The sequence below is a fragment of the Acetobacter senegalensis genome (assembly GCF_001580995.1).
Classification (GTDB): Bacteria; Pseudomonadota; Alphaproteobacteria; order Acetobacterales; family Acetobacteraceae; genus Acetobacter; species Acetobacter senegalensis.
On record NZ_LHZU01000138.1, the window covers coordinates 21,270 to 45,275 of the forward strand.

Sequence of the window (24,006 nt, forward strand, 5' to 3'; positions counted from 1 at the left end):
GATCCTTGGTTTTCGGCCTGCGCGCTGTTCTGCGCGTTTGTTGCAATAGGACCCATGACTTTCACATCATAGGTCCTGTCGCGTAATATGGGGCCTTAAAGGCGCAGGCCGGCCTGCTTCATGAGCGGAAGGACGCGTTCGCCAAAATAACGCAGTTCGGGCAGAAAATCGTAGAATCCAAGCTGTACACCGTCGATTCCTGCCCGTTTGAGCGCGACAAGCTGGTCCACGACCTCTTCAGGGCTGCCAATGATCTCGATATTTCCGCCAAGCCCGAGCCCTTGTTTGGCATTCTGGTTCAGCCGCCCACGCCAGGCATGAGCATCGCTATCATAGTTGCCGAACCCGGTTGAGTTGGTTGGAGCCAGTTTGTTCCGGGCAATCGCATGGGCATAATCATGGGCTTCGGCTGATGTGTCGCGGCAGACAACCAGCGGGTTGATGATTGTTTTGACGTGACGGCCAAAGCGGGCGGCTGCTTGATGAATATTCGCGATATGGGCGGGCAGCGTTGCCAGTGCGCTGTCAATATGCGCTCCGCCAGGGCTGGTAATGAACAAAAGATCGGAATATTGCGCGGCAAAGGCGATTCCGGCTTCCGACCCGGTTGCCGTGACTAGGACCGGCCGCCCAAAGAGCGGCTTGGGGGTAATGTAGCCATTCCTGATTTTCCAGCTTGAAAGCCTGGAGGCATGGCTGAAATTCTCGGTATCGCTCCATAAATGTTCGACGGCGCGGTGGCCGGTCACGATGTTGATTCCCCATCGGCCTTTGGAAATATGATCCAGCGTGGAACCGTATTTCGCAAGATGCAGTGGATGCCATGGCCCATAGAGTACGTGAATGGTCGAAATCAGCAATATGCGCTTCGTTATCGGAGCAAATGCGGCAACTCCGATAAAGGAGTCGAGCGAGGCGTCACCGTCATACCCCCCCTTGGGCAGCCATTGTGTACGGCTGAAGACGATCTCGAAACCCAGACTGTCACCCAGTCGGACGATTTCGGCATTGTGGTCGAAGGTCCAGGTGGATCCGGTAGGATATGTCGACACCCGTATATCCTGAAAATTCAGAAACAGGCCAAGCATCAATGGCTGTTTGACCGCGAGCGAAAGCGGGCTGTCCGGGAAATCCAGCGGGGAGGGAACAATGGGGGAGAAAGACGTGGCGGCAGATGACGCGAGTGTATCGGCCTGTGAAACCTCGGACATGGGAAACTTCTCCTGCGCCATGTGGTCCGGGCAGATCGGTCCCGGGTGCCATGGTGCAAATGCCGGTTGAGGAGCGGCGTGATGACGGTACAAAACACACTAAAAATTAGAGTGCTATATTTTTTATGTGTATAATTATACGATATTGACATCAATATCAAAATTAGACACTTTAAGATCGCATGTTAAAAAATATTACAAAATTAAACGTTTTTTATCTTGTTCTGCGGAGCCGGGCTGTCGGGCGCGCGCTGCTCTGTCTTTATCTGTGCGCCGCTGTCGGCACGGTCGAGCGCGCCTCTGCCGCCACAGCCGATCTGTCGCAGGTAACGATTGTTGTTGGAACGCCCAACAAGACTGGTCTGGAGCGTGAGCTGATCGCCTCGGGTGAGGATCAGGGCACGCCGTACGCCATCAAATGGGCTGTTTTTGATTCAACCCTGCCTTTGACAGAAGCTCTGAGAGCAGGTCGGGTGGATGTAGCGGCCGGAGGCGAAACAGGCGTGCTGTTCGCCATTGCGCACGGCGCGCAGATCGCCGTTCTGGGTGCGACACGCTACAGCGGCCCTTCAGGCAGCGCTATTCTGGTGCGGAAGGACTCGCCATTGCAAAGCGTGTCCGATCTGCGCGGCGCCGCAATTGCGCTGCCTTACTATACAGCGCAGCATTATCAACTTGCGAAAGTGCTCGACAAGGTCGGTATTCCCTGGGACAGTAGGAAAATCCTTAACCTGGATACGTCGAACGGGCTTTTCTCACTGCTGAGCGGCAGGGTCGACGCGTTCGTAGTCTGGGATCCGAACGTGGCAATCGCCCAGACCGAACATGGAGCGCGGGTCATTGCGTTTCTGGATCGGACTGTGCAGCCTGCGGGAATGCTGTACGCCAACGCTGCCGATTTGCGCGATCCAGCCAAAACCGCTGCCTTGAAGGATCTGACGCGGCGCATACTGCGTGCTCGCGCCTGGGTTAATGCGCACCCGGATATCTGGGCGGCTCAGATGTCCAGTATTGCGCAGGTGCCACTTGCGGCGGCGCGGCTGACGGTCAGCCGCGCGACCGCACGCTACCTGCCGGCGGACACGCCTGACGTGCTGGCCGCATGGCAGCAGGAAATAGCCTATTTCCATACGATCGGCCTTTTCGGCAGGACATTCGATATCAAAGATAATCTCGTCCCCGGTTTTGACGATATTATCAATGCGGAGAATGCGGGGCTGGTCGCGGACAGGCATGAGTGAGATCGGGCATGAATACTCTCCTTTTCCGACAGGGTGGAATGCAGATCATAGTACCCCGTCCGCAGGGGCGTTCCGGTCTACCCAGGCCTGTCAGACGCCTGCTCGGGCCAGTTCTTCTGCTCGCAGTATGGGAAGGCGCTGCTCTGGCCGGGTGGGTCAGCCCTGACACCCTGCCGGCTCCGCATAGCCTGTTTACGACGTGCCGGGAGCTTGCCGCAGGCGGAGAACTGGCCCATGCCCTTGAGGCGTCGCTGGCAAGGGTGAGCATTGGCGTCGTTACCGGCCTGGCATGCGGTGTGGGACTGGGGCTGCTTTCCAGCCTGACCGCGTTGGGTGAAGATCTGATCGACGGCGTAGTGCATATGGCGCGGACCCTGCCCTGGGTCGGGCTTATTCCGCTGCTTATCATATGGCTCGGCATCGAAGAGGCCTCAAAGGACGCGCTGATCGCTCTTGCGGTATTTTTCCCGGTTTACATCAATCTTGTCTCGGGTGTCCGCCAGGTCGATCCGGGGCTGATTGAGGCAGGTCGTACACTTGGGCTGAGCCGGCTGGGGGTTGTGCGCCATGTTCTTCTTCCTGGCGCGATGCCGAACCTCCTGACAGGACTTCGGTACGCGCTGGGCAGCGCATGGCTGGCGCTGGTTTTTGCCGAACAGGTGAACAGCCTCAACGGGCTTGGCTACCTTATCAATCATGCCAGGGAAATTTACCGCACCGATATTATTGTCGTTTGTCTTTTCATTTACGCATTTCTTGGTCTTGCCGCTGATTTTTCCATCAGGTTCCTCGAATCCCGGCTGCTGGCGTGGAACGGAGCATTTGCGACCTCATGACTCGAACGGTGTGTCCCCCACAGTCTGCCCCTGCGGTACGCGTAAGAGGTCTTAACAAGAATTTTGGGGCCCGCCGGGTTCTGGCGGATCTTGATATCGATATCCGGCCCGGAGAATTCGTGGCCCTTCTGGGGACCAGCGGTTGCGGCAAAAGTACACTTCTGCGGATTCTTTGCGGGCTCGATACCCAGTTTGAGGGCGAGGTGGCTGTGCCGTCCAGGCGGGGTGTTGCCTTTCAGGCGCCACGGTTGATGCCATGGAAGCGTGTTTGGGAAAATGTTGTGCTCGGTCTCTCGCCGCCCGGTTCGCTGGCGGATGCGGCGTCCGTGCTGGCGGAGGTCATGCTCGAGCACCGGGCCGCCGCATGGCCACGTGAACTTTCAGGTGGGGAGGCCCAGCGCGCAGCTCTGGCGCGAGCGCTTGTCAGGCAGCCCGATATTCTGTTCCTGGATGAACCATTTGCCGCCCTTGATGCGCTTCTTCGCTTGAAGGCACAGCAGCTCGTGGCACGCGTATGGGAACGGCACGGTTTTTCAGTACTGCTGGTCACACATGATGTGGAGGAGGCTCTTCTGCTCGCGGACCGTATAGTGCTGATGTGTGACGGTGCTGTGGCATGTCAGATGGACGTTACTCTGGCGAGACCGCGCGACGTGTCCGGCCCGGGTTTCGGGGCGATGCGGCGAACTTTACTGGCATGGCTTGGTGTCTCCGGCGATGTTTGAAAAACAGATATCCGCAAAGGAAAACAGACGATCATGACACAGGTTGAGCGGGGGTGGGGCGGTGGGCCGGGTCTACGCTACGAGGAACTGGCCGGGCTCTTTCGCGGGGTCTTCGCGCAGCTTCGCGCAGGTGCCGCCGACCGTGATCGTGGGCGCATTCTGCCCTGGGCGGAGGTCCGACTACTTAAGGAGGCGGGCTTTACGGGCCTGCGTGTGCCCGAACGCCTGGGCGGTCTGGGTTTTTCTCTGCCCGAGCTTTTTAACCTGCTCATCGAGCTTTCCGAAGCCGATCCCAACTTGACCAATATCTTCCGCTCCCATCTCGGCCTGACGGAAGACCTGCTCAACTCCAGCGAAAAAGAGCACTCCGAATTCTGGTTGAACCACTTTGCGCAGGGCGGGCTGGCGGGCAGCGGTTTTTCAGAAGCCGGCGGGCGTGTTGTGGGCGATTACGAAACCCGACTTGTGCGCGAGGGGGCTCACCGGCGCCTGAACGGTCGTAAATTCTATACCAGTGGCGCACTTTTTGCGGACTGGATCAATTTCGGCGCCGTGGATGAGAACGATGCCCCTGTCAGTGGCTTGGTTCCGACCCATGCCGTAGGGGTCACCATTCTGGATGACTGGGACGGCTTCGGCCAGGCGTTGAGCGCCAGCGGTACGGCCATATTCGAGAATGTGCTCGTCGAAGAATCGTGGGTTCATCCCGTGCGGGGGCGCTGCCGTTATATCGGTGCATTTTTCCAACTCGTTCATCTTGCCGCCCTCGCGGGAATCGGGCGTGCTCTTTCAGACGACGTGGCGCGCCTTGTGGCTGGGCGGAAGCGGGTCTACGCTCAGGGCAACGGGCCAAAAGCGGCCGAAGATCCGCAGATTCTTCAGGTGGTCGGGCAGTTGCGTGCCGCAGCCTATTCAGCGGGGGCCATCGTTTTAAAGGCCGCAGAGGCAATCCAGCGGATTGATGACGCACGTCTCGCCCGGAATACGCAGGATGAGGCGCAGGCCGGACACATAGGTGCGCTTGAGGTCGATCAGGCAGTACCCGTCGTGACCAGCCTTGTCCTCGATGCCTCGACGGCTGCTTTCGACGCGCTGGGCGCGTCTGCTGCCAGCAAATCTCTGGGCCTTGACCGCCACTGGCGCAATGCGCGGGTTATTGCTTCGCATAATCCACGTATCTATCGCGCGCGCAGTGTTGGGGCTTTTGCGGTCGGGCGTTTTTTGTCGCAGGCGGATCAGGATTTGAGCCGGAGCAAAGCGTAGTTTTCGTAAATTCCGGCTGCACCGCTCTCAAATCCAGAAATCGAATCCCGGTATACGAGGGGTGTCGAAATATCGACCAGCGGAATACGTGGCAGATCCGTTTGGGCGATTACCTGAAAATCTTCGTAATGGCGTCGTCTATCGGCCAGGTCCGGGGCTGACTGCGCGGCTTCCAGGGCGGCATCGGCAGCGGGTGAATCATAATGGGCGGTATTGGCAAAAGCGACGCCACGGTGGAAGCTTTTCGACCAATAAAAGCGTTGCATGCCAATTGCAGGGTCCGGCCCCATCTGTGCTGCGACGAGTGCGGCCTCGAAATCACGGTCAGTATAAAGACGCTTGACGAAAGATGCGAAATCCTGCTGACGAACGACGACGCGAATGCCGATTTCCGCCAGCGCGCTACGAACGTAATCCGCAATCTGGACACTGTACCCCGCAGTAGGGGTGGGGTCGAGTGTAAAAGACAGGCGCGTGCCGTCAGCGCCGCGTGTCAGTCCTATTCCGTCGAGCAGGGCATTGGCCTGTGTTGGTGAATAGGTATAGTCCGGTACCTGCGGCGTATAGAAGGCCGAGAGTGCGGCCGGGATCGGCCCCGTGGCGATGCTTCCTTCGCCATAGAGAATGGTTTTGAGAATGAACTCCCGGTCAATCGCATGCGCAATGGCGCGGCGGAGCACGACGTTGCGGAATTTGTCGAGATCGAGATTGAAATCCAGCGCCAGTGTCGCGACGGCGAAAGGACGGGGCGTACGATCGACGACGATCTGCGGAATACGGGCCAGGCGCTCGACATCGCTAGGTGAAAGCTGTGGGGCAATCTGCACCTCTCCCGCCTCGACGGCCGCTGCCAGGGAGGCACTGTCGGCGATAATGCGGAAGATCAGCTGGTCTGCCGCCGGCAGGTCCTTGCGCCAGTATTCAGGATTGCGCTCCAGAGTGATGTGGCTGCCGCGTTTCCATGTCTGGAAACGGTAGGGGCCTGTTCCTACCGGTTGCGTATTGGCGGGATTGGAAAGAACATCCCTGCCTTCATAAAGATGTCGGGGCACCACCTGAGATTCGTTGGCGCCGAGCGCATTGAGAATATACGGGCTCGGCTCAGAAAGCTCCAGAATCACCGTCAGGTCGTCGGGCGTGTGTACCGCCGTGACATTGGCAAAAGTCGTGCGGCCCCTGCTGTGATATTTCTTCCACAGTTCAGTCAGTGAAAATGCGACATCCCCGGAGGTGAAGGGCTGGTTGTCATGCCAGCGCACACCTGGGCGGAGCCTGAGTGTCAGTGAACGATTGTCGGGCGCACTTTCCCACGCCACGGCAAGAGCGGCTTGAGGCTGAAGGTCGGCGCCGTAAGTCAGCAGTCCGTCGAATATCTTACTCGTCACCAGTTGCGCCGGTCCGTCCGAGCTGATGGCGGAGGTCAGGAAAAGCGGATCGATGTTTATCCCGACCACGATATTATGCCGCTTGGATCTGTGCTTGCCGCATGCGCTCAGGAGCGGCAGCAAAGATACGCCTGCGGCGCCTGTAAGGAACGTGCGACGTCGGAAAGACGGCCCTACTGGGGAGAAGGGGGCGTGGCTCATGCGTATGCTCCGGCGGTATCTGAAGCGGAAGGGTAGGGCAGGCCGTACCGGTCCCGGACCGTACTGTTCTCATAGCGGCGACGGTAGACGCCTCGATCCTGAAGGATCGGGATAACTTTCTGGATGAATTCCACAATATCGTCAGGCGCGCGCGGCGGCTGCAAGGTGTAGCCATCCACTGTTCCGTCCTGCCACAGGTCGATTAGCCCGTCGGCCACGTCTTCCGGTGTGCCCAGAAGCAGACGGTGATGCCCGGCGGAACGGCGCACGACCTGCCGTGCAGTCAGCTTTTCGTGGGTCAGCAGGTCGTACAGGCCCAGCCCCATGCCGAGGGCTTGAAGCCGGTCGGACGGAGGCAGGAAATGCTTGGGGTCGAGTATGGCGTCGGCGTTGAATGTATCGGGGGCGAACCCGTGTTCCTTGATGAAGCGGGCAATCAGCCCATCTTCCGATCCTGCACCCGTATAGAGTTCGTGGCGACGGAAGGCCTCCTGCCGCGTTGCCCCGAGAATGACCACGACACCGGGCACGATGCGGATACCAGCCGGGTCGCGGCCCGCTGCGCGGGCACGTTCGGCCACCCGGGCGCGAAAATCGATCCCGGCTTGCCGGCAGAGAATATTGCAGTAAATAATTTCGCCATGCCGTGCCGCCAGCTCGATCCCGCCAGCGGAAGCGCCGGCCTGTGCGATCACGGGATAGCCCTGCGGCCCGCGTGGCACGTTCAGCGGCCCGCGTACCGAGAAATAGGGGCCGGTATGATCGATGGTCCGAGCGGCCGATGCATCCCAGAAACGGTTTTCAGGCACGGCCTGTTCGCGGCTCCTGTCCCAGCTTGCCCATAAGGCCTTGGCGACATCCATGAACTCAAGCGCACGGGCATAGCGTTCGCTGCGCGGCGGCAGGGGCGCGTTGCCGAAATTAGCCGCCACGTCGCGGTTAAAGGAGGTCACGATGTTCACGATCAGCCGGCCACCGGAGAGAATATCCGCCGATTGCGTGCGTCGGGCCAGATTATATGGCGAGTTGTACGTGCTCGACATGGTCGCCACAAAGCCGATATCAGGCACCTGCGCAGCCAGATGCGTGGTCAGCATCAGGGGGTCCAGCGTATGGAAGGGGCGCCCGGTGGCTTCGGTCATCAACGCCGGATGGTCCGAAAGAAAAGCTGCGTCGAACAGTCCCGTATGTGCCAGCTCGGTCAGGGCGCGGTAATATGCTGGGTCGGTTATGTCGGCGCTGCTACCGGTCCTGTAGCGCCATGCTTCGGGCAGGTAGCCGGTGGTGTTGATGCCGACATTCAGGTTGAGAAAGCGACCCTTCTGGTTCACTTGGGAAAATCCTTTCGACAGGGGCCAGATATTATGGTTCCGGACCATTTTTTCAGGTTGCCAGCCCAAGGCTGTGCCGCAGCGCATCAAGAGAGGAGCGAACCGCATGCTCACCGTGCGTGCGCATGGCGCCTTCATATTCTCCTACGGCCTGCCGCAGTGGCGTGCCCTCTTTTACGCGGGCGAGTTCTGCGGCCAGCAGGCCGGAATCGTACAGGGCGGAATTACACCCGAGCGCGCGGAAATAGGTCATCGCATGTGCCGCGTCGCCCAGAAGTGTCACTGGCCCTGCAGACCAGGAAAGGCCAGGTTCGGAACTGAAGACTTTCAGCAGGCCCACGGTCGTGGGCTCGGTCGCGCGGATCAGCTCAAGCAACCGCTGGTCCCATGTTGCAATCCGGCTGAGCAGGAGGCACAGCAACTGTTGCCCGTCCAGCGTTTCCAGTCTGCTGTCGGGGGCAAGGCTGTCGCGCGTATAGGCTGTGTTCCACCAGATATAACTGGTTGTGTCGTCGAGATGCAGGCCACTCTCCGCCGCTGGCGGATCGGTCAGCCCATGCCGCCGGCGCGATGCCGTATCAACGACGTGGCTGGTTATCATCATCGATGCGCCGTCATGCGGGCGAATGTTGACGTTCTTTTCCCAAAAAAGAGGAAGCAGCCCCAGATGTTGCGCCCGATGCAGCGGAATTTTCCCGGCAAGACGTCTTGCCCCGGTGTCGATGCTTTTTGCATCGGGAACGAGTTGCTGGCGCACGCGTGAGCGGGCTCCGTCCGCACCCACAAGCAGGTGGGTGCGTATGGCGGAACCGTCTGCAAAATGTGCGAGAACATGGCCGTTCTCGCCGGTTTCGTAATGGGTGAAGGCAATGCCTGATTGCAGAATGTCTTCCAGCCCGGAGCGCAGTATACGGGTAAGCGTGATCCGGCTTACCGAACGGTCGATATGCGCATCTTCCTTCTCCCCGTAGTCACGTGTGCTACTGGGAACGGGGCGCAGGTGTTCGTCCAGGGCAATGCTATCAGCCGGGGCGCGACCGGCTGTTTCCTCAAGCGCGGTAAAAAGGGCGGATGGAAGATTGGAGCGCAACGCCTGTATACCGCGCTCGCGTACGCGCAGGCGGAACCCCTGAACATAGTCCCGACGTTCCAGATCGCGTTCCACCACGCGAACGCCGATCCTCCTTTTTTTGAGCCCCTGCGCAAGGGAAAGGCCACCCGGCCCACCACCGATAATGAGAACGTCGACGAAAGGAATGGTCATGGTCTCGGGGCTCCTATGCCGCGAGACCGGCAGCCAGACCGGAAGGGGCTGGGTCGGGAATGCCTTTCCACGGCCTGTGATCCGCCCAGTCCTCGATCTGGAAATCACCTGCAAGAAAACCATGCCGCAGCAGAAAATCCTTGTAGGACGACACAGCGGCAAGAAGCTCCGGCGCGAGGCTGAGGCCCAGATGGCGGTGCACCTCTGTTCCATTCGCGGCGAGCACCTGCTCTTCGGATGCGCGGGATTCCCGGGCGACGAAACGCACAGTCTCGTCAGGGTGTCCTTCGGCCCAGAGCGATGCCTCTCTCAGCGTCTCGATCAGCAGTCGTACCAGATCTGGTCGTTCATCGGCCAGCAGCGCGTCGACCGTCAGCAGCCGGGGCGAGCCGGAATTGATACGGATGGCAGGGTCCGGGTGGAATCCGAAAGACTCCAGGGCGACGGCGCCGATCAGATTGGCGACGGCTGTGCCTGGCGTGCCCTTGACAAAAAACGCGTCAATTTCGCCACGAATGAGCGCCGCCGCTTCCGGGCCATAGGGTATGCGGTGGTTTAACTCGAAGAGCGAGGGTGCAAGACGGTCTTCCAGCACGGAGGTTTCGAGTGTGATGTCGACGAGTTCGACCTCGTCAAGGCTCAGCCCAGCGAGGGAAAGACCTGATTCAAGCCCCTTGAGTGCTGTCGCTGCCATAAAATCCACAATACCGGCCGGACGACGGGCGATACCAACCCGCCGTCCTTTCAGCTCGGAGGTTGTCCCAATCTTGCGTGAGGGAAGGGTGATGATCGCCTGGAACTCGTCTGTCCAGGTAATGCCTGCAAGGCGTGTCGAGCGCCCTTCCGAACGTGCGCGGATCGGGGGAACGTTGCCACCATGGCGGAAAGACCATGGCAGGGTGTGATCGAAATGGCTGCGCCGGATTTCGGGGTCGCGTGAATCGATGATGGATTCAAGCACGATCCCGGCCTTTCCGAAAGCGTTCTCCAGAAGGCCGAGTTGCGCGGCGAGGCCAAGTGGCGTCGGCACTGGGCAGCGTGTGTACCAGATTGTCGCGGGAGTTTGTCGGCTCATGGAGAACGTTCCTTTCGGGAGGGGAGAGGCGTCAGGCTGTGACGCGGCCTTCAACGGGATGGCTGGGGTCGTTGAAGCCGGGGGTCGAGGCGTGTCCGGGCGTGACGAGCGAGTCGACAAAAACTTCGTCCTCTGCCGTCAGTTTTGTTTCGAGCGCGCGGATATACCCGTCCCAGTGTTCTTCTGTGCGTGGGCCGGTAATGCTTGAACTGACAAGACTGTTACGAAGCACCCAGGCAATAGCGAAATCTGCCGGTGTGAAGCCACGCGAGCGGGCATAGGCATTGATTTTCTCTGCAATTTCGAGGGATTCTGGACGCCATTCGGTTTCCAGAATGCGCTTGTCCCCCCGGCCCGCACGGGTATCGGGCTCGGGCGCCTGGCCGGGCTGGTATTTGCCTGTCAGCACACCTCGTGCAAGCGGAGAATAGGAGATTACGCCAACGCCGTAATGCGCGGCGGCGGGCAACTGTTCCGCTTCAGCCTGACGGGTGACGATATTGTAAAGTGGCTGACTGGCGATGGGCCGGTCGATACCCAGTGAGTCTGCGATACGCGCTGCTTCGGCGATCCGCCAGCCGCGGAAATTGGAAACGCCGAAATAGCGCAGCTTGCCCTGTCGCACGAGGTCCCCGAGCGCGCGGATCGCTTCTTCCAGCGGGGCGTTGAAATCTGCGCGATGGAAGTAAAGGATATCGATGTAATCCGTTCCAAGGCGTTTCAGGCTGGCTTCGGTGTTTTCGATGATCCATTTGCGCGACTGTCCGCGGGTATTGGGCGCGGTGTCCCGACCGTTGCCGAATTTCGTCGCCAAAATCCAGCGGTCACGATGCGCCTTGATCCCGCGCCCGACAACAACTTCCGACTGCCCATTATTATAGACATCCGCAGTGTCGATCGAGTTGATGCCCTGGTCGCGGGCTTTGTCGATGATACGATGAGCGGTTGCTTCGTCCGTCGCGCCGCCGAACATCATCGTACCGAGCGTCAATGGGGAAATCTGAAGGGCGGATTTACCAAGATAGCGATAGTCGACCATAGTTCAGTATCTGTCCTTTAATTGGAGAAAACCGTTGTTTCAGCTTCCTTGGGAACGTTGCGCGTTTTGCGCCGTCCTGGGTGAGGTGCGGCGTCAAGCAGAGCGCGGGTATATGGATGGCGCGCATCGGCTTCCATTGTTGCGGCCGCGACCGTCTCGACGATCCTGCCGTGGTGCATGACCATGACGCGGTCGCAAAAATACCGGACCACGGAAAGATCGTGCGAAATGAAAACATAAGAAAGATTCTGACTCTGCTTGAGTGCAACCAGCAGGTTGAGAATCTGTGCCTGGGTGGAAAGATCCAGTGCTGAGACGGGCTCGTCGCAGATCATCACGGACGGACCCAAAATTAGCGCACGGGCTATTCCGATACGCTGCCGCTGTCCGCCCGAGAATTCATGGGGAAAACGCTCCAGTGCATCGTCAGGCAGATTGGTCTCGCGCAGAACCTGTCTTGCCCGCGCCTCGCGCTCGGCCGGATCACGCATGCCATGCACAGCAAGTGGTGTTGTAAGGGCCTTGCGGATTTTCTGGCGAGGATTGAGCGAGGCGAACGGGTCCTGAAACACCATCTGCACTTCACGCCTGAAACGGCTGAGCGCAGCCGGACGGGCATGGGTTATATCCTCGTTCTCGAAACGGATGGAACCGCTTTCGGGAGAAAGAAGACGGATGAGTGCGCGCGCCAGCGTTGTCTTTCCCGAGCCGGACTCTCCGACGATCCCGAGTGTTTCGCCGCGTATCAGCGTGAACGACACAGCGTTCACGGTGGGGACGGGCGCGCCCGGGTGGCGTACAATCAGGTCAGAAACGCTAAAAGGCACCATGTTACGCCTCCCCCATAATGGCAGGAAGTTCGGTGAGGGGCCCGTCCGTGTAATGTCTTACCTTGCCCTGACGGGGCGAGGCGGCGAGCAGCGCACGCGTGTATGGAGCTTGTGCGTGAGTAAAGAGCCGGGATGCATCTAACGCCTCCACAACCTGTCCGGCTCTGGCGATCACCGCCCTGTCCGCCCATTGCGCCACGATGTCGAGATCGTGTGTGATAAGGAGGACCGCCATCGAAAGTTCGGCGCGCAGGGAGTCTATGAGTTCGAGGACCTGCGCCTGGATAGTGACATCCAGCGCGGTGGTAGGTTCGTCCGCGATCAGCAGGCGCGGGTGGCAGGCGATCGCCATTGCGATCATGACGCGCTGGCGCATCCCGCCGGAGAGCGCATGCGGGTAAGCGGCCGCGATCCGCCGTGGATCGTTGATGCGTACAGCGTCCAACAATTCAACCGTCCGGCTTTGCGCGGCGCGACGTGTCAGGCCCAGATGCAGGTAAAGGACTTCGGCGATCTGACTTCCGACGGTCAGAACTGGATTGAGCGAGGTCATCGGTTCCTGAAAAATCATGCCGATGCGGCTGCCGCGTAAAGCACGGAGTGGGGCGGTCCCTAGACGGAAGATATCCTCGTTTTCAAATATCGCCGTGCCGCTCAGGCGACGTGCGCCACGCGGCAGCAGGCCGAGAAGGGAGAGCGCTGTCAGTGACTTGCCCGAACCGGACTCGCCTACCAGCGCGACGAACCCGCCTTCGGGAATATCAAAGCCTATGGACGTTACCGCGGGCCGCACTCCTTGGGTACCGGGCCCCCTGACCGGGAAATCTATTGCGAGGTCGCGCAGGGAAAGCAGAGGGGGCATGCTCTGTATGCTCATGGGGTGCGTGCGCTGGCCCGGTCTGCCCTGTGCGGGTTGAGATACCGGGCCAGCCCGTCTGCGAGCAGGTTGAAGCCGAGTACTGTGGCCATGATCGCCCCGCCGGGAATGGCGGACAGATACCATGCGGTGCGCAGGAACTCGCGGCCGTTGCCGATCATCAGACCCCAGCTTACGGTATTCGGGTCTCCGAGACCCATGAAGGCAAGAGCCGCCTCCATCAGGATCGCGGAAGCGACGGATACCGACGCGATGGCAATAATGGGTGGCAGCGCGTTTGGCAGGATTTCCATGACGATAATACGCGCTGGACCATAACCTAGTGTGCGTGCGGCAAGCACGAACTCGCGTGAACGCAGGGCCATGAACTCAGTACGGGCAACGCGTGCCATCATCGGCCAACTGACGAATGCGATCGTGCCAGTAATGGAAAAGAGCGATGGCGGGACAATCTCCATCAATACCATAAGGAGAAGGAAGCCGGGTATCGTTTGGAAAATTTCTGTCACCCGTACAAAACTACGGTCCGCCCAGCCACCGAAAAATCCCGCCACTGCACCGGCGGCAACACCTGCCAGTGTTGAAAGAAATGCAGCACCCATGCCGACAAAGAGGGAGAAACGTGCGCCATGAGCAATACCGGCTGCGACGTCCCGGCCGAGTGCATCCGTGCCCAGACTATGACCGGCGGCCTCGCCCGGCCATAAGAAAGAGGGGCCGGTAATGGCCAGAGGATCACCCGGGAAAGCGTACGGCGCCACCAGTGCTAGCGTGAAGATCACGCTCAGAAGAGCTGCGCCAGCAATAAGCGTGCCTTCCCGTCGGGCGGCAAACAGCACGGATGCCAAGCGCCCCGTGTGTCTGGCCGAACTTGCGCGATGCAGGCTTGCTGGCTGCTTCGCATCGAAGGTGACCTTGAATGTGGCCGCTGACGCGTCCTCCATTCTCTGCCCTGCCGCGCTCATTGGATACGCAGCCGAGGATCGAGAAGGCGTTGCCCCAGATCGGTCAACACATTCGCCACAACCACAAATAAAGACGCAAACAGCAAAACGCCGAGCAAGACGATAAAATCGCGGCCCATGATTGCGTCATAGGCCAAGCGGCCCAGACCGGGCCAGTCGTACACAGTCTCGATCACGACAGCACCTCCGAGCATGCTTCCTATGTTCAGTCCAACGATGGTGCTCAGCGGCAGCAGGGCGTTGGGCAGGATATGCCGCACCATCACCCGAGCGGATGAAGCGCCCTTGGCGCGAGCCGTGCGTACATAGTCCTGAGATTGTTCATGAATGAGGCTGCCACGGAATACGCGCGCATAGAGCGCGGCATAGAACAAAGCGAGCGAAATGGCGGGCAGGAGAAGATGAAGGAAGCGGTCGTACAACCACTCGATGCCCCCCAGATCTTCCCCGATGGTTTCGATGTTCCCGCTAGGCAGCCAATGCAGTCGGATCGAGAAAAGTACGATCAGCATGAGGCTGATCCAGAAAACCGGTGCGGAATACAACATGATCGAGAGGGTTGACACAATCTTGCCGATCAACCGCTGCTCGCATGCTGCCATGATAATGCCCCCGGCCACTCCGACAGCGAGCGCGAGAACGAGGCCCGCAAAGGCAAGAACGATTGTCGGCCCGGCATGATCTGCGATCAGGTGCGATACCGGAGCATTGAAACGAACGGACCAGCCGAGGTTGCCATGCATGAGATCCTGGATATAGGCGAGAAACTGCACCCAGACCGGCTTGTCGAGCCCGTAATGGGCCCGCAGGATGGCTGCGTTGTCGGCAGATGCCCCGCCTGCTGCCCCCATAATCTGGTCGATTGCATCGCCTGGCGCGAGTTTGAGCAGACTAAAGCCGACGACCATGATGGTGGCAAGTGTCGGCACCACGCGCATGATGACCCGTATGGTCAAGCGCGGCGTCAGCGCGACCGCGTGCGCCACGTTCAGCCACGTGGCTGGGGTAGCAGCATGGGGCTGAACGATGTCGGCGCGCACCATTTTCACTCTCTTTTATAGTTGTTAATTTCAATTTAGTTATATTGTGATGTTTTTTTATGGTGGTCAAGCTTATTGCGATATAACAAAGTGCATTATATTATTTAATTATATTATTGTGTGTAATTTACTCTGTGATTGAGTAAATTATCAAAATTAATAGCTATTTTTCAAACGGGCGATTGGGCTTTGGTGTTTAGCGTGTCGCGTTCTGTAGGCGCCGCACAAGGAGAGGTGAGCATGCCGGCTTCAGAATCAATTTTTTCCGCCGATACGAGAGGCGGCACGCGAACTGCGCATGCAGTGCCGTCTGGTGCGAGTCGTGAGGAAATACTTGCGCAACTGCCCGCTATCGTCGCGGAAATTGCGCAGGGCGCGGCAGAGCGTGAACGGTGGCGGGAGTTGCCTTTCCCCATTTTCGAGCGATTACGCCAGACTGGGCTGACCTGGTTGCGGATACCAAAATTGCTCGGTGGGCCGGGCGGCTCACTCTCCGATCAGATCGAGGTGACGTGCGCTCTGGCATCGGGTGATTCGAGTGTTGCGCACGCCCTGAGAAGTCATTTCGGCTTTCTGGAATCCATCGCGCTTGCCCCAGAATCGAAGGCTGCGCGGCGATATGCTCCGCTTATCCTGCGGGGCGCTCTGATGGGGGGCGCGCATATGGAGATCAACACGCCCAGACCTAATATGCTGCGTACACGTCTGACCCGGAAGGGCGACCGTTATCGTCTCAGCGGTCATAAATATTATGCGACTGGTGCGGCTTACGCAGATTACACGAGTTTTACGGCACTGAACGATGAAGGGAAAATAGCGAGTGTTCTGGTGCCGGCACATCGCGAAGGCGTCAATATTCTCGATGACTGGGATGGCATGGGGCAGCGCATGTCTGCCAGTGGCAGTGTGGAACTCGTGGATGTAGATGTGGCGCCCGAGGAGATCGGTGCGCACGGTTTTTTTGAACATGGCGACAGCACGGCGGGTTTTATCCAGCGCCATGGCGCCACCCGTGCGCAACTCCATCTCATGGCTGTCGTCTGCGGGATTGTGCGCAATATCCAGCGCGATGCGATTGACTATGTGACGAAGCGCGCCCGCTCGGCGAAACACAGCGCTTCCGAAACGGCGCGTGGCGATCATTTTGTCCAGAGTATCGTGGGGGAAATCGCGGCACTTTCCCATGCGGTCGATGTGCTTGTTGCCAGTACTGCACGCAGTCTGGATGTTTCCGCGCAGGCGATCCTCGATAGGGCAGTGAATCTGGATGACATTGTTCTGAAAAGCCAGATCGAGAATTCCAAAACGCAAATTGTCGTCGGGCGCCTTGCAATTCAGGCCGCAGAGAAGATTTTTGACACAGGTGGCGGTTCAGCGACGTCCCAGAAAAACAACTTTGATCGACACTGGCGCAATATCCGTACCCTCCTCAACCATAATCCCGCATTCCTGCGTGGCAGGGTTCTTGGTGACTATTATCTTAACGGCGTTCGCGATGATTTCGATGAAGGGCGTGTTTTCTGAACACGGTGTCTCACAGGGCTAAATCTACAGATATAGGAAAGAGGCACGAGATGAACGATATCTTTTATTACACACGTTGCCCGGCTCCAACGGCGGTCGGGGTTGGGGTCGCGACACGTCAACTGCAACAACTGATTGAAGCGTCAGGACTGACGCCGCAGGCATTGCAGGATGTATTGAATCCTGCAATTCGGCGGCATCATTTTGAACATGGAATTGCGAACCTGCTGCGCGAGGGCGGCAATATCCCGGCTATATGGGCTCGTTCGCGCGGTGCCCGAACTCGTCTTTTGGGTATTACATGGCTGGACGAATTTCAGGCTATTCTGGTACGTGCGGACAGTTCAGCGGTTTCTATACGAGATCTTGTGGGTCTTCGGTTTGCTGTGCCCGACAATCAAGGCCAGAAGCTCGACGTGGCGCGCATTAGTGTACTGCGAGGCATTCAGCAGGCCCTCCGTACAGGAGGTCTCGAACCGAAAGACGTCCAGCTTGTCAGTGTGCTCGGGGGATGGAGCACATCTCCGGGAGAACGTGGCGTAGAACAGTTCGACGCCGAACTTCAGGCTCTGGACCAGGGGAGTGTAGACGCCGTCTGGGTGAAGAGTGCCGCCGGCGCAGCAGCGGTTCGCAGCGGGATGTATCGCGTGTTATTGCGGATCGACACATTGCCGGATCCGTCGTTGAGGATCAATAACGGCACGCCCCGTACGTTGACATTCCATGAAGATTTTCTTGCCGCACAGCCTGCTCTGGCCGCTGGGATTGTGAATGAAATTACAAAAGCAGTTGTTGACATCGGCGGTGACCGGCAACGCCTTTGGAGCCTGCTGGCAGATGAGACCGGTCAGGCCATAGAGGATGCAGAAGCGGCATTTACACGCTTCCAAGCGGATAATCTCATTCCCCGGCTTACGCCGGAGCGCGTGTCGGCTTTGCAAGAGCAGGCGGATTTCCTGTTCGCTGAAGGTTTTATCATTCAACCGGTCAATGTCAGCGAATGGGCGCTTGATCCGTCTACCCTGTCTCCCACGTCCTGAATGGTCGCAGGTTTTGGAGAGGGGGCTCTGTGTTTACCGGTCAGATGCCTGACATCGAAAATTGATGGTGTCTATTTTCACTATGAAAAAAACAGCACAAACAGGTATCATCGCAGAATATTATGACTGCCTTCCAAAGCATGAACAACCGGAACCTGGCTGGTATTATTGGTCTGTTTTGGCATGGGTATAAGACGCGTCGACAGCCAACGCCTATCTGGAAAAATCAGTTATCAGCGTCCAGGATAAGGTAATACATCTGTGTTATGCAGATTTTTACATCAATTATGATAGTTTACCCACGTCTCGTGCAATAAACCCGCTTACCAAATATGGTAAGCGGGTTTATTTGCGTTTTATCGGCTGATGTATTGTCTGAGGGATTGCTGCAAAAGTGGCTGTCTTTATCTTACCATTTGGCATCGAGCCTAGCGTAGTAGAATCCTCCGTCGTTTCCGTAGGGGGAATACCAGTTATAAGCTGGGTTCGAGATGGGGACGCTCGCATATTTTCGAGCTGAGGCTGACCATTGCGTGGGACGTTTATTCGTCACGTTATTCGCACCAAAAACGACGGTCATGTGTGAATTGACGCGGTAGCTGACATTGATATCGGTCGTGAAAGCCGCAGCATTATGCTGATCCAGTTGCGGGCCATTCGCGTCTTTGTAGTTTGTGCTGCTCCAACGATATTCCTTTATCATCAGATCCCAGTTCCCGATTTGCCAATCTTGGGCAAGGGTCGTGACGTTCTTGGGGTACCAGCTGGTAAGCTGGCTGGTGACCGAACGCCCCCATCCGATGCCGCTGCCAGCTAAAGCGCTCGGGATTCCGGACAGGCCAATGATCGACGTATTGTTTTCATCGCTAACCAGCGTCCACCGCAACGTACCCCATTTTCCAAATTTTTCGAAATGTTCAAGACGAATATCAAACCCTTTGGTGAGGGTATGTGCGGCATTAGTATAGAGTGTGACGCCGGTTACATTGTAGATTCCAGCAGCGTTCAGAACTTTTGTGACGGTGCTGCCCTGCAGGGTTGGCGTGATGATGATCCGGTTGCGGATATCAATAACATAACCATCTGCGGTGAAGGTTGTTCGCGGCAGCGGATGGGTCACAAAACCAAGGCTGGCGTTAAGGCTGTGTTCTGGCTTGAGCGCCTGTGCGCCCAATGCATTGGCAATCGCGCTTGTGGGTGACGCCTGGACCGTATATTGCTGATAAAGCTGTCCTGTGGTCGGATTGGTGACATATCCACCTGTGGATTGGGTATAATGCTCCTGTTGGAGTGTGGGGGCCGAAAATCCGTTGCTTATGGTTCCACGCAGGGCGAATTTCTTGTTGAAATCATAACGCCCGGAAATCTTGCCAATCGGAGCACTGCCGAAGTCGGTCCAGTACTCATAACGGCCTGCGACATCGAGTGTAAGTTTGTCCGTTATTTTCTGGTTTAATTCTGCGTATACAGCCGCGTTGTTACGGCTCCATCCTCCAACATCCTTGGGGTCGAAGCCTTTCATGCCCGATGCGCCGGGGTTGGGCGCGATTCCTGCATTGGCGCTTCCCGCAGGCCAGATAAAGCTACCATCCTCGTAAGATGCCCATTCTCCCGCGTAGGAGTTGAAGGTTTCTCGCCGATGTTCGATCCCGAGTGAAACCGAAAGCGGACGGGAAAAAAGCCCGGTGTCGAATTTTCTGGAAAGATCGAAGTTATTGACCCATTCGCCGTTTATAAGCGCGCCATCATAGAAATTATGCTTGTTCTCGTATTGGCGGCCGAGTGAAGGGTTGAGGCTGTTGAGTGTGTAAACCCGTGCCCGATCACTGCCATAGCTTGAACTGACATCCCATTTCCAGCCAAAGAAATCCTTGCCCTTTAATCCGAATACAGCCTGATAGTCATTCTCTGCAATTGACGAAAGTGGCATATATCCGTCCGGATAGATCCAGGGAAAATTCTGTGGTGATATGGCAGTGCGGTAGAAAAGATAGCCATCCGAGTTCCGGTGATCGAACGTGGCATTGCTGTAGAAAACTACTGAATCGTTCAACGGGACCGCAGTATTATAGGCAAAACTGAAATTCCTGGCGGCGGGTTGACCTTCGACCTGGCGGAATCTGGACATGCTATATTCGCGCGGATCAAGCTGACCATTACTTAGTTTGGGATAGATACGGGACGAGAGAGGATATGAGCCATAGACGTTTGTTGGGGATTTGATATCAATATTACCACTGAGCGAGAAAAAACTGCCTTCCGGCCCAAGGTCGAAACCCTGATTGAACTGTATCGTACCTGTCCGGCCCCAAAGGTCCGACCGGTCGCCCACGGTAGAGCCGTACTGGCCGTAACCGAAGCTGGCCGCGCCGCCTTTTGCGTTTTTCTTCAGGACGATATTGATGACGCCGGCTATTGCATCTGAACCGTATTGCGCGGCAGCACCATCTTCAAGAATCTCGATATGGTCAACCGCGCTCATCGGGATCATGTCCAGATCTGTCGGTGATTCGCCGGAAATGAAAAGCGATGTTTTATGCCGCCGTTTTCCGTCCACGAGGATCAGGGTATCCTTCGAGTCCAGACCGCGTAAACGTGCAGTGCGAACGGCTTCACCCTGCTGCCCTTGATAACCGGCCGTGCTGGTATAGCTTGGAAAAAGCTGAGCCAAAGCATCGCGAAGGGTCTGTTTCCCGGTCTTTTTGATGTCTGCTGAGGTCACAAGGGCAATGGGCGTCAGGCTGTCCTCGACCCGACGCGCACCGCTACGGCTACCGGTTACGACCAGTTGCTCTGCCGCTGAACTGACCTGAGGACGAGGAGATGCCCCAATAGTCGCAGCGATAGTCTTGGCGGCATCGGTTGTCTTCAGTTTTACGGGGGCAGGGGCAAATTTGTGCTTCTGGAATGGCTTCGGGTTGATTGCCGTCTCGGCCCTGGCCTGCTCAGGCAGGGAAAGGCTTAAAATCGGTGGCAGTAGAAACGGGATCACGAATTTGCGGTGCTGCGCCAGCATGGAGATGCTGTTCCTTCTTGATATATCACTTAAAGATATGGATTAAACAAAAAACACACATAAATATTCGATATATAAATTAAAACACAGAGTCAAAGTGTTTCACATTAATAGCGTTATTAAATAGTTATTAATGTGCGTGGGTTCTCTACCATGGGAGCACTGCTTTCCTGACGGACTGCGAACCGATGCTGGGCAGGTGCGCGGTTTATCACACGTTCAGCCTCGAAGATGGCGTCGATCGGGCGCACGGCCTCTATGGCAATGGGGCCTTTGTCCTTTTCTGCAATTTTGAACAGCCCCCTTCGCCTATGCGTCCAGCACCCTGCAGACACGACAGGTGCAGGCTGACGGCCCGGTTTTGCCAGAGCGTTATATCCGGCATAGGCATCGGATTGCACGATCCCCGTCCAGCCCGAAAGATGATCGACAGGATGTTCGCCCTTGCGGTCCCGTGAATAACGGAACCATACGGCTGGGGGCGCTGTGCCTCCAAAGGGGTGATCGTCCCGCACATAATTCCACAATCGACCGGCGACTGTCCGGCCCTTCGCCAGCACGGGCACGGTGGTGTCATCCGCATGCAGACGATCAGCTGCCAGCACATGTACCCGGATCAGCGCGTTCAGAGGGCCAGGGTCGCTGTGCAGGCTCCCTCCCAGTCGGCTAACGTTGACGTGTCGAGATCAATCCCTTCGCGTGCAAAGGCATCACTCTGCCTGTTCAGCGGCAAATGCAGGAGATACTTGTCGCACAGAATGCCCGCCAGCAGTTTTGGCCCTGCACGCCCCCGTGAGATCGGGTAGAAAGGCGCTGGTGGCTGGGTGATGCTCTCGCAGTCTCGGCAGGTGAACTTCTCCCGCACCGTTTGGATGGTCTTGAACTGGCGTGGGATCACTTCCAGCGTCTCAGTGATGCCTTCGCCCAGTTTACTCAGGCGCGTCCAGCCACAGCACGGACACTGTGTTGGCGCAAGAAGAACCACCCGTTCGCGTGGCAGGTCGGCGGGTAAGGGTTGCCGCCCCCGGTTATTCCGCGGTGCTGTTGCACCGACAGTGGGGTCCGCCGCATTTTCGGACGCGCCTTCGGCTTGCGTTGTTTCCAGCTCCTCCAGCAGGCGCCGCCCCCGTTCCGATGACGCCCCGAAGCGGTCTTGACGCATCCGTGCAACAAGATGTTTAAGATGGGCAATCTGCGCTTCGGCGCTGACTGTTCGGGCTTCAGCGTCTGTGGCCCGGGTTTCGGCAGCACGGGCACGCGCCTCGGCAGCGGTAAGTGCCGCACGTAAGGCCGTCATGTCATCCATGCTTCCCATCATGAAAAACAGTTCAGCACAAAACCGTTCAAAAGGGTACAGGACTATGGATCACGATCCCCTTTTTGTTATCCCGCCAGTTCAGGTCGCCATGTTTTCTGCGGATTACGCTAGTCGATCCCTTCGAGCTGACCACTTAATTGTGACGGCGTCAGATGGATGGTCCCGTCCTTTGCTGAGGGCCAGATGAAATACCCACGTTCAATCCGTTTCGCATAGAGGGACACTCCGATCCCGGCATGCCAGATCAGTTTCACCAGATCACCGTGGCGACCCCGAAAAGCGAAGACGTTACCAGCAAAGGAATCATGGCCCAATGACTGCTGAACTTTCAAAGCCAGACCGGGCATGCCAAGGCGGATGTCTGTCGTACCTGCCGCCAGCCATATCTTCAGGCCAGAGGGAAGAGGGATCATGAGCGTAAAACCTGAAGGAGTTTACGGAGATCTTCAATCGCGATCCGGCTGTCAACCATCAGCTTCTCGCCACCAGGAAAAAGAATGCTGGCTTCATGTCCACTCCCGCAGGACTGGTCTCCTCCCAGCCCTTCAACTGGGGATGTCACGTGAACCGGCACAAAAGAAAGCTGCTCTTTAGCAGACGGGTTTACGAAATCCAGTCTCTGACGCCATCGGTAAACGACGCTGACGTGGACACCAAACTGGCGCGCAACAGCACGGACTGACTGACCAGTTCCCATAAGAAGCCAGTACAACCCGATGCCTGAACGTGTCATCATAGGCCCGGCGTCGTTCACCAACAATTTCAATAACCGGATGAAGGGCTCGCGATGCTTTCGCAGCGAATGTCGCTGCGAAAGCATCATTCTGTTCTGATCGCTCTGTCATGAACAGAACACGTCACCACTCCATAAACTCAACAAGGACCTCATACCGGAAGCTTACGACTGTCCAGCATTCGACCTCTGGATATGTCGTGGCATGGGCTTGAGATGAGGCTTTTTCCTGTGAACCTTCGAGACAAAGCCATGCTTTTCCATGAAGTCCTCATTGGCTTTTGAGCGGTAGGCTGTATCTGCCCAAACCGTTGAGGCGGTATTGGTTTTATCCCGCAGCCCTGACGATCCTTGTGAGATAGCTGTGAGGGCTTGTCCTGGCAGTCTTGTGGGATCATCCGTCCTTCCCGGGAGCTCCGCCATGTCAGTCGCTGCTTGGGAGCCACTACCAGTGCTGCATCCAGGATCTGGCCGGACATGGGCAGATAACCGGCATTGCGCAGGGTCGCGTCAAACCGGTCAAACAGTCTTTCAATCGCCCGAGCCTGGTCGGGCGCTCGCGAAACAGCCAGACCGTTTTGGCATCCGGCATGCGGTCTGACAGCCCCAGACCAAGGAAATGCATGAAGGAGAGCCGGTCATTGATCAGGTATTCTGTTCGCTCGTCGGATAGGTTGTTCAGCGTCTGGATCATAAGGATCTTGAACATCAGCACCGGATTAAATGGCGTTCGCCACCTTTCCTGCCATCTGAATAGGCCGGAGCCTTGTCCAGATCAGGACGGAACACCTCAAAATCCACAGTCCGGTAAAAGGCTTCGAGTTGGTCACCAAGCCCGCTCAAACGGGCTGGGCGTTATTCAACATCAAAGAAACTAGGTTGCTTCATTCCAGCCATCCCTTATCACAAGATGAAAGAGGGAATCATACAGAACCTATCAAAACTAGGGGTTCTGCGAATCTTCCGGTTTGTTCGCAACTATCGTCCCGATAGCCAATCTGCACGACGGCAATAATCAATCAGGCGTTTGGTTGACCTTTCCCGATTATCCAATCGCGGGAGCGCCGGTCATCATAGAATTGCGATAGCCCA

General features: G+C 57.3%; 21 protein-coding genes and 1 pseudogene. 6 read left to right on the forward strand and 16 right to left on the reverse strand.

The features are described 5' to 3' along the window. Positions 1-95: 95 nt before the first annotated feature. Positions 96-1,211, reverse strand: a complete 1,116-nt coding sequence (locus AD948_RS11700; protein ID WP_061472121.1) for an LLM class flavin-dependent oxidoreductase — start codon at positions 1,209-1,211, stop codon at positions 96-98. 182 nt (positions 1,212-1,393) lie between these two features. Here AD948_RS11700 and AD948_RS11705 point away from each other — a divergent pair, with 182 nt between their 5' ends. Genes AD948_RS11705 through AD948_RS11720 form a run of 4 tightly spaced genes read left to right on the forward strand, consistent with a single transcriptional unit; the run spans position 1,394 to position 5,276 of the window. Beyond that, positions 1,394-2,452 carry an ABC transporter substrate-binding protein gene (locus tag AD948_RS11705; protein ID WP_061472122.1) on the forward strand — a complete coding sequence of 353 codons (1,059 nt, stop codon included), beginning with the start codon at positions 1,394-1,396 and terminating at the stop codon, positions 2,450-2,452. Between the two features lie 8 nt (positions 2,453-2,460). Continuing rightward, the gene (locus AD948_RS11710) at positions 2,461-3,288 is read left to right on the forward strand and encodes an ABC transporter permease (protein WP_211264477.1); all 828 of its coding nucleotides are present in this window, start codon (positions 2,461-2,463) and stop codon (positions 3,286-3,288) included. Then, positions 3,285-4,013, forward strand: a complete 729-nt coding sequence (locus tag AD948_RS11715; RefSeq protein WP_061472124.1) for an ABC transporter ATP-binding protein — start codon at positions 3,285-3,287, stop codon at positions 4,011-4,013. The genes AD948_RS11710 and AD948_RS11715 overlap by 4 nt, the downstream gene beginning before the upstream one ends. Before the next feature lie 33 nt (positions 4,014-4,046). Beyond that, complete coding sequence (locus AD948_RS11720; RefSeq protein WP_061472125.1) at positions 4,047-5,276, forward strand: acyl-CoA dehydrogenase family protein; 1,230 nt, start codon at positions 4,047-4,049, stop codon at positions 5,274-5,276. Here AD948_RS11720 and AD948_RS11725 read toward each other — a convergent pair. From AD948_RS11725 to AD948_RS11765, 9 genes are read right to left on the reverse strand one after another with little or no spacing between them, the layout of a single operon-like run. After that, positions 5,249-6,862, reverse strand: coding sequence for an ABC transporter substrate-binding protein (locus tag AD948_RS11725; RefSeq protein WP_082782424.1), 1,614 nt, complete (start codon positions 6,860-6,862; stop codon positions 5,249-5,251). The two genes, AD948_RS11720 and AD948_RS11725, sit on opposite strands and share 28 nt — an antisense overlap. Beyond that, positions 6,859-8,331 (reverse strand): NtaA/DmoA family FMN-dependent monooxygenase, encoded by a 1,473-nt coding sequence (locus AD948_RS11730; RefSeq protein ID WP_211264478.1) that lies wholly within the window; start codon positions 8,329-8,331, stop codon positions 6,859-6,861. The genes AD948_RS11725 and AD948_RS11730 overlap by 4 nt, the downstream gene beginning before the upstream one ends. After that, positions 8,246-9,457 (reverse strand): FAD-dependent oxidoreductase, encoded by a 1,212-nt coding sequence (locus AD948_RS11735; protein ID WP_061472127.1) that lies wholly within the window; start codon positions 9,455-9,457, stop codon positions 8,246-8,248. The genes AD948_RS11730 and AD948_RS11735 overlap by 86 nt, the downstream gene beginning before the upstream one ends. Before the next feature lie 13 nt (positions 9,458-9,470). After that, positions 9,471-10,532 carry an ABC transporter substrate-binding protein gene (locus AD948_RS11740; protein ID WP_061472128.1) on the reverse strand — a complete coding sequence of 354 codons (1,062 nt, stop codon included), beginning with the start codon at positions 10,530-10,532 and terminating at the stop codon, positions 9,471-9,473. Between the two features lie 31 nt (positions 10,533-10,563). Then, positions 10,564-11,571: an aldo/keto reductase gene (locus tag AD948_RS11745; RefSeq protein WP_061472129.1), complete on the reverse strand. Its 1,008-nt coding sequence runs from the start codon at positions 11,569-11,571 to the stop codon at positions 10,564-10,566. A gap of 17 nt (positions 11,572-11,588) precedes the next feature. Continuing rightward, a complete protein-coding gene (locus tag AD948_RS11750; protein WP_061472130.1) occupies positions 11,589-12,401 on the reverse strand; it encodes an ATP-binding cassette domain-containing protein in 813 nt (270 codons plus the stop codon). A gap of 1 nt (position 12,402) precedes the next feature. Beyond that, positions 12,403-13,263 carry an ATP-binding cassette domain-containing protein gene (locus AD948_RS11755; protein WP_082782431.1) on the reverse strand — a complete coding sequence of 287 codons (861 nt, stop codon included), beginning with the start codon at positions 13,261-13,263 and terminating at the stop codon, positions 12,403-12,405. 11 nt (positions 13,264-13,274) lie between these two features. After that, positions 13,275-14,222 carry an ABC transporter permease gene (locus tag AD948_RS11760; RefSeq protein ID WP_211264479.1) on the reverse strand — a complete coding sequence of 316 codons (948 nt, stop codon included), beginning with the start codon at positions 14,220-14,222 and terminating at the stop codon, positions 13,275-13,277. A gap of 17 nt (positions 14,223-14,239) precedes the next feature. Further along, the gene (locus AD948_RS11765; RefSeq protein ID WP_082782426.1) at positions 14,240-15,286 is read right to left on the reverse strand and encodes an ABC transporter permease; all 1,047 of its coding nucleotides are present in this window, start codon (positions 15,284-15,286) and stop codon (positions 14,240-14,242) included. 237 nt (positions 15,287-15,523) lie between these two features. On the opposite strand from AD948_RS11765, the gene AD948_RS11770 reads away from it, so the two are divergent. Both AD948_RS11770 and AD948_RS11775 read left to right on the forward strand, forming a co-directional pair. Continuing rightward, complete coding sequence (locus AD948_RS11770) at positions 15,524-16,807, forward strand: acyl-CoA dehydrogenase family protein (protein ID WP_082782427.1); 1,284 nt, start codon at positions 15,524-15,526, stop codon at positions 16,805-16,807. A gap of 50 nt (positions 16,808-16,857) precedes the next feature. Beyond that, positions 16,858-17,847 (forward strand): ABC transporter substrate-binding protein, encoded by a 990-nt coding sequence (locus tag AD948_RS11775; protein WP_061472132.1) that lies wholly within the window; start codon positions 16,858-16,860, stop codon positions 17,845-17,847. A gap of 409 nt (positions 17,848-18,256) precedes the next feature. Here the strand turns inward: AD948_RS11775 and AD948_RS11780 are convergent, their stop codons facing one another. The 6 genes and pseudogenes from AD948_RS11780 to AD948_RS17835 form a co-directional block, all read right to left on the reverse strand. After that, a complete protein-coding gene (locus AD948_RS11780) occupies positions 18,257-20,863 on the reverse strand; it encodes a TonB-dependent receptor plug domain-containing protein (protein ID WP_061472133.1) in 2,607 nt (868 codons plus the stop codon). Between the two features lie 119 nt (positions 20,864-20,982). Continuing rightward, a complete protein-coding gene (locus AD948_RS18995; RefSeq protein ID WP_061472134.1) occupies positions 20,983-21,468 on the reverse strand; it encodes an IS66 family transposase in 486 nt (161 codons plus the stop codon). 20 nt (positions 21,469-21,488) lie between these two features. Then, positions 21,489-22,160: an IS66 family transposase zinc-finger binding domain-containing protein gene (locus AD948_RS19000; protein ID WP_408736069.1), complete on the reverse strand. Its 672-nt coding sequence runs from the start codon at positions 22,158-22,160 to the stop codon at positions 21,489-21,491. A gap of 128 nt (positions 22,161-22,288) precedes the next feature. Then, on the reverse strand, positions 22,289-22,594 hold the full coding sequence (gene tnpB / locus AD948_RS11795; RefSeq protein WP_061472136.1) for an IS66 family insertion sequence element accessory protein TnpB: 306 nt from the start codon (positions 22,592-22,594) through the stop codon (positions 22,289-22,291). Beyond that, positions 22,591-22,917: a helix-turn-helix domain-containing protein gene (locus tag AD948_RS11800; protein ID WP_248846007.1), complete on the reverse strand. Its 327-nt coding sequence runs from the start codon at positions 22,915-22,917 to the stop codon at positions 22,591-22,593. Before AD948_RS11800 ends, tnpB begins: the two co-directional genes overlap by 4 nt. Before the next feature lie 165 nt (positions 22,918-23,082). Further along, positions 23,083-23,757 (reverse strand): annotated as a pseudogene (locus AD948_RS17835) (transposase); the annotation flags it as partial. Positions 23,758-24,006 lie beyond the last annotated feature (249 nt).

What these genes read in the sequence shown, in the direction of transcription:
- AD948_RS11700 (WP_061472121.1), bottom strand. Translation starts at nt 1,211, where the DNA reads ATGTCCGAGGTTTCACAGGCCGATACACTCGCGTCATCTGCCGCCACG.
- AD948_RS11705 (WP_061472122.1), top strand. Translation starts at nt 1,394, where the DNA reads ATGTTAAAAAATATTACAAAATTAAACGTTTTTTATCTTGTTCTGCGG.
- AD948_RS11710 (WP_211264477.1), top strand. Translation starts at nt 2,461, where the DNA reads ATGAATACTCTCCTTTTCCGACAGGGTGGAATGCAGATCATAGTACCC.
- AD948_RS11715 (WP_061472124.1), top strand. Translation starts at nt 3,285, where the DNA reads ATGACTCGAACGGTGTGTCCCCCACAGTCTGCCCCTGCGGTACGCGTA.
- AD948_RS11720 (WP_061472125.1), top strand. Translation starts at nt 4,047, where the DNA reads ATGACACAGGTTGAGCGGGGGTGGGGCGGTGGGCCGGGTCTACGCTAC.
- AD948_RS11725 (WP_082782424.1), bottom strand. Translation starts at nt 6,862, where the DNA reads ATGAGCCACGCCCCCTTCTCCCCAGTAGGGCCGTCTTTCCGACGTCGC.
- AD948_RS11730 (WP_211264478.1), bottom strand. Translation starts at nt 8,331, where the DNA reads ATGAAGGCGCCATGCGCACGCACGGTGAGCATGCGGTTCGCTCCTCTC.
- AD948_RS11735 (WP_061472127.1), bottom strand. Translation starts at nt 9,457, where the DNA reads ATGACCATTCCTTTCGTCGACGTTCTCATTATCGGTGGTGGGCCGGGT.
- AD948_RS11740 (WP_061472128.1), bottom strand. Translation starts at nt 10,532, where the DNA reads ATGAGCCGACAAACTCCCGCGACAATCTGGTACACACGCTGCCCAGTG.
- AD948_RS11745 (WP_061472129.1), bottom strand. Translation starts at nt 11,571, where the DNA reads ATGGTCGACTATCGCTATCTTGGTAAATCCGCCCTTCAGATTTCCCCA.
- AD948_RS11750 (WP_061472130.1), bottom strand. Translation starts at nt 12,401, where the DNA reads ATGGTGCCTTTTAGCGTTTCTGACCTGATTGTACGCCACCCGGGCGCG.
- AD948_RS11755 (WP_082782431.1), bottom strand. Translation starts at nt 13,263, where the DNA reads ATGCCCCCTCTGCTTTCCCTGCGCGACCTCGCAATAGATTTCCCGGTC.
- AD948_RS11760 (WP_211264479.1), bottom strand. Translation starts at nt 14,222, where the DNA reads ATGGAGGACGCGTCAGCGGCCACATTCAAGGTCACCTTCGATGCGAAG.
- AD948_RS11765 (WP_082782426.1), bottom strand. Translation starts at nt 15,286, where the DNA reads ATGGTGCGCGCCGACATCGTTCAGCCCCATGCTGCTACCCCAGCCACG.
- AD948_RS11770 (WP_082782427.1), top strand. Translation starts at nt 15,524, where the DNA reads ATGCCGGCTTCAGAATCAATTTTTTCCGCCGATACGAGAGGCGGCACG.
- AD948_RS11775 (WP_061472132.1), top strand. Translation starts at nt 16,858, where the DNA reads ATGAACGATATCTTTTATTACACACGTTGCCCGGCTCCAACGGCGGTC.
- AD948_RS11780 (WP_061472133.1), bottom strand. Translation starts at nt 20,863, where the DNA reads ATGCTGGCGCAGCACCGCAAATTCGTGATCCCGTTTCTACTGCCACCG.
- AD948_RS19000 (WP_408736069.1), bottom strand. Translation starts at nt 22,160, where the DNA reads ATGACGGCCTTACGTGCGGCACTTACCGCTGCCGAGGCGCGTGCCCGT.
- tnpB (WP_061472136.1), bottom strand. Translation starts at nt 22,594, where the DNA reads ATGATCCCTCTTCCCTCTGGCCTGAAGATATGGCTGGCGGCAGGTACG.
- AD948_RS11800 (WP_248846007.1), bottom strand. Translation starts at nt 22,917, where the DNA reads ATGATGACACGTTCAGGCATCGGGTTGTACTGGCTTCTTATGGGAACT.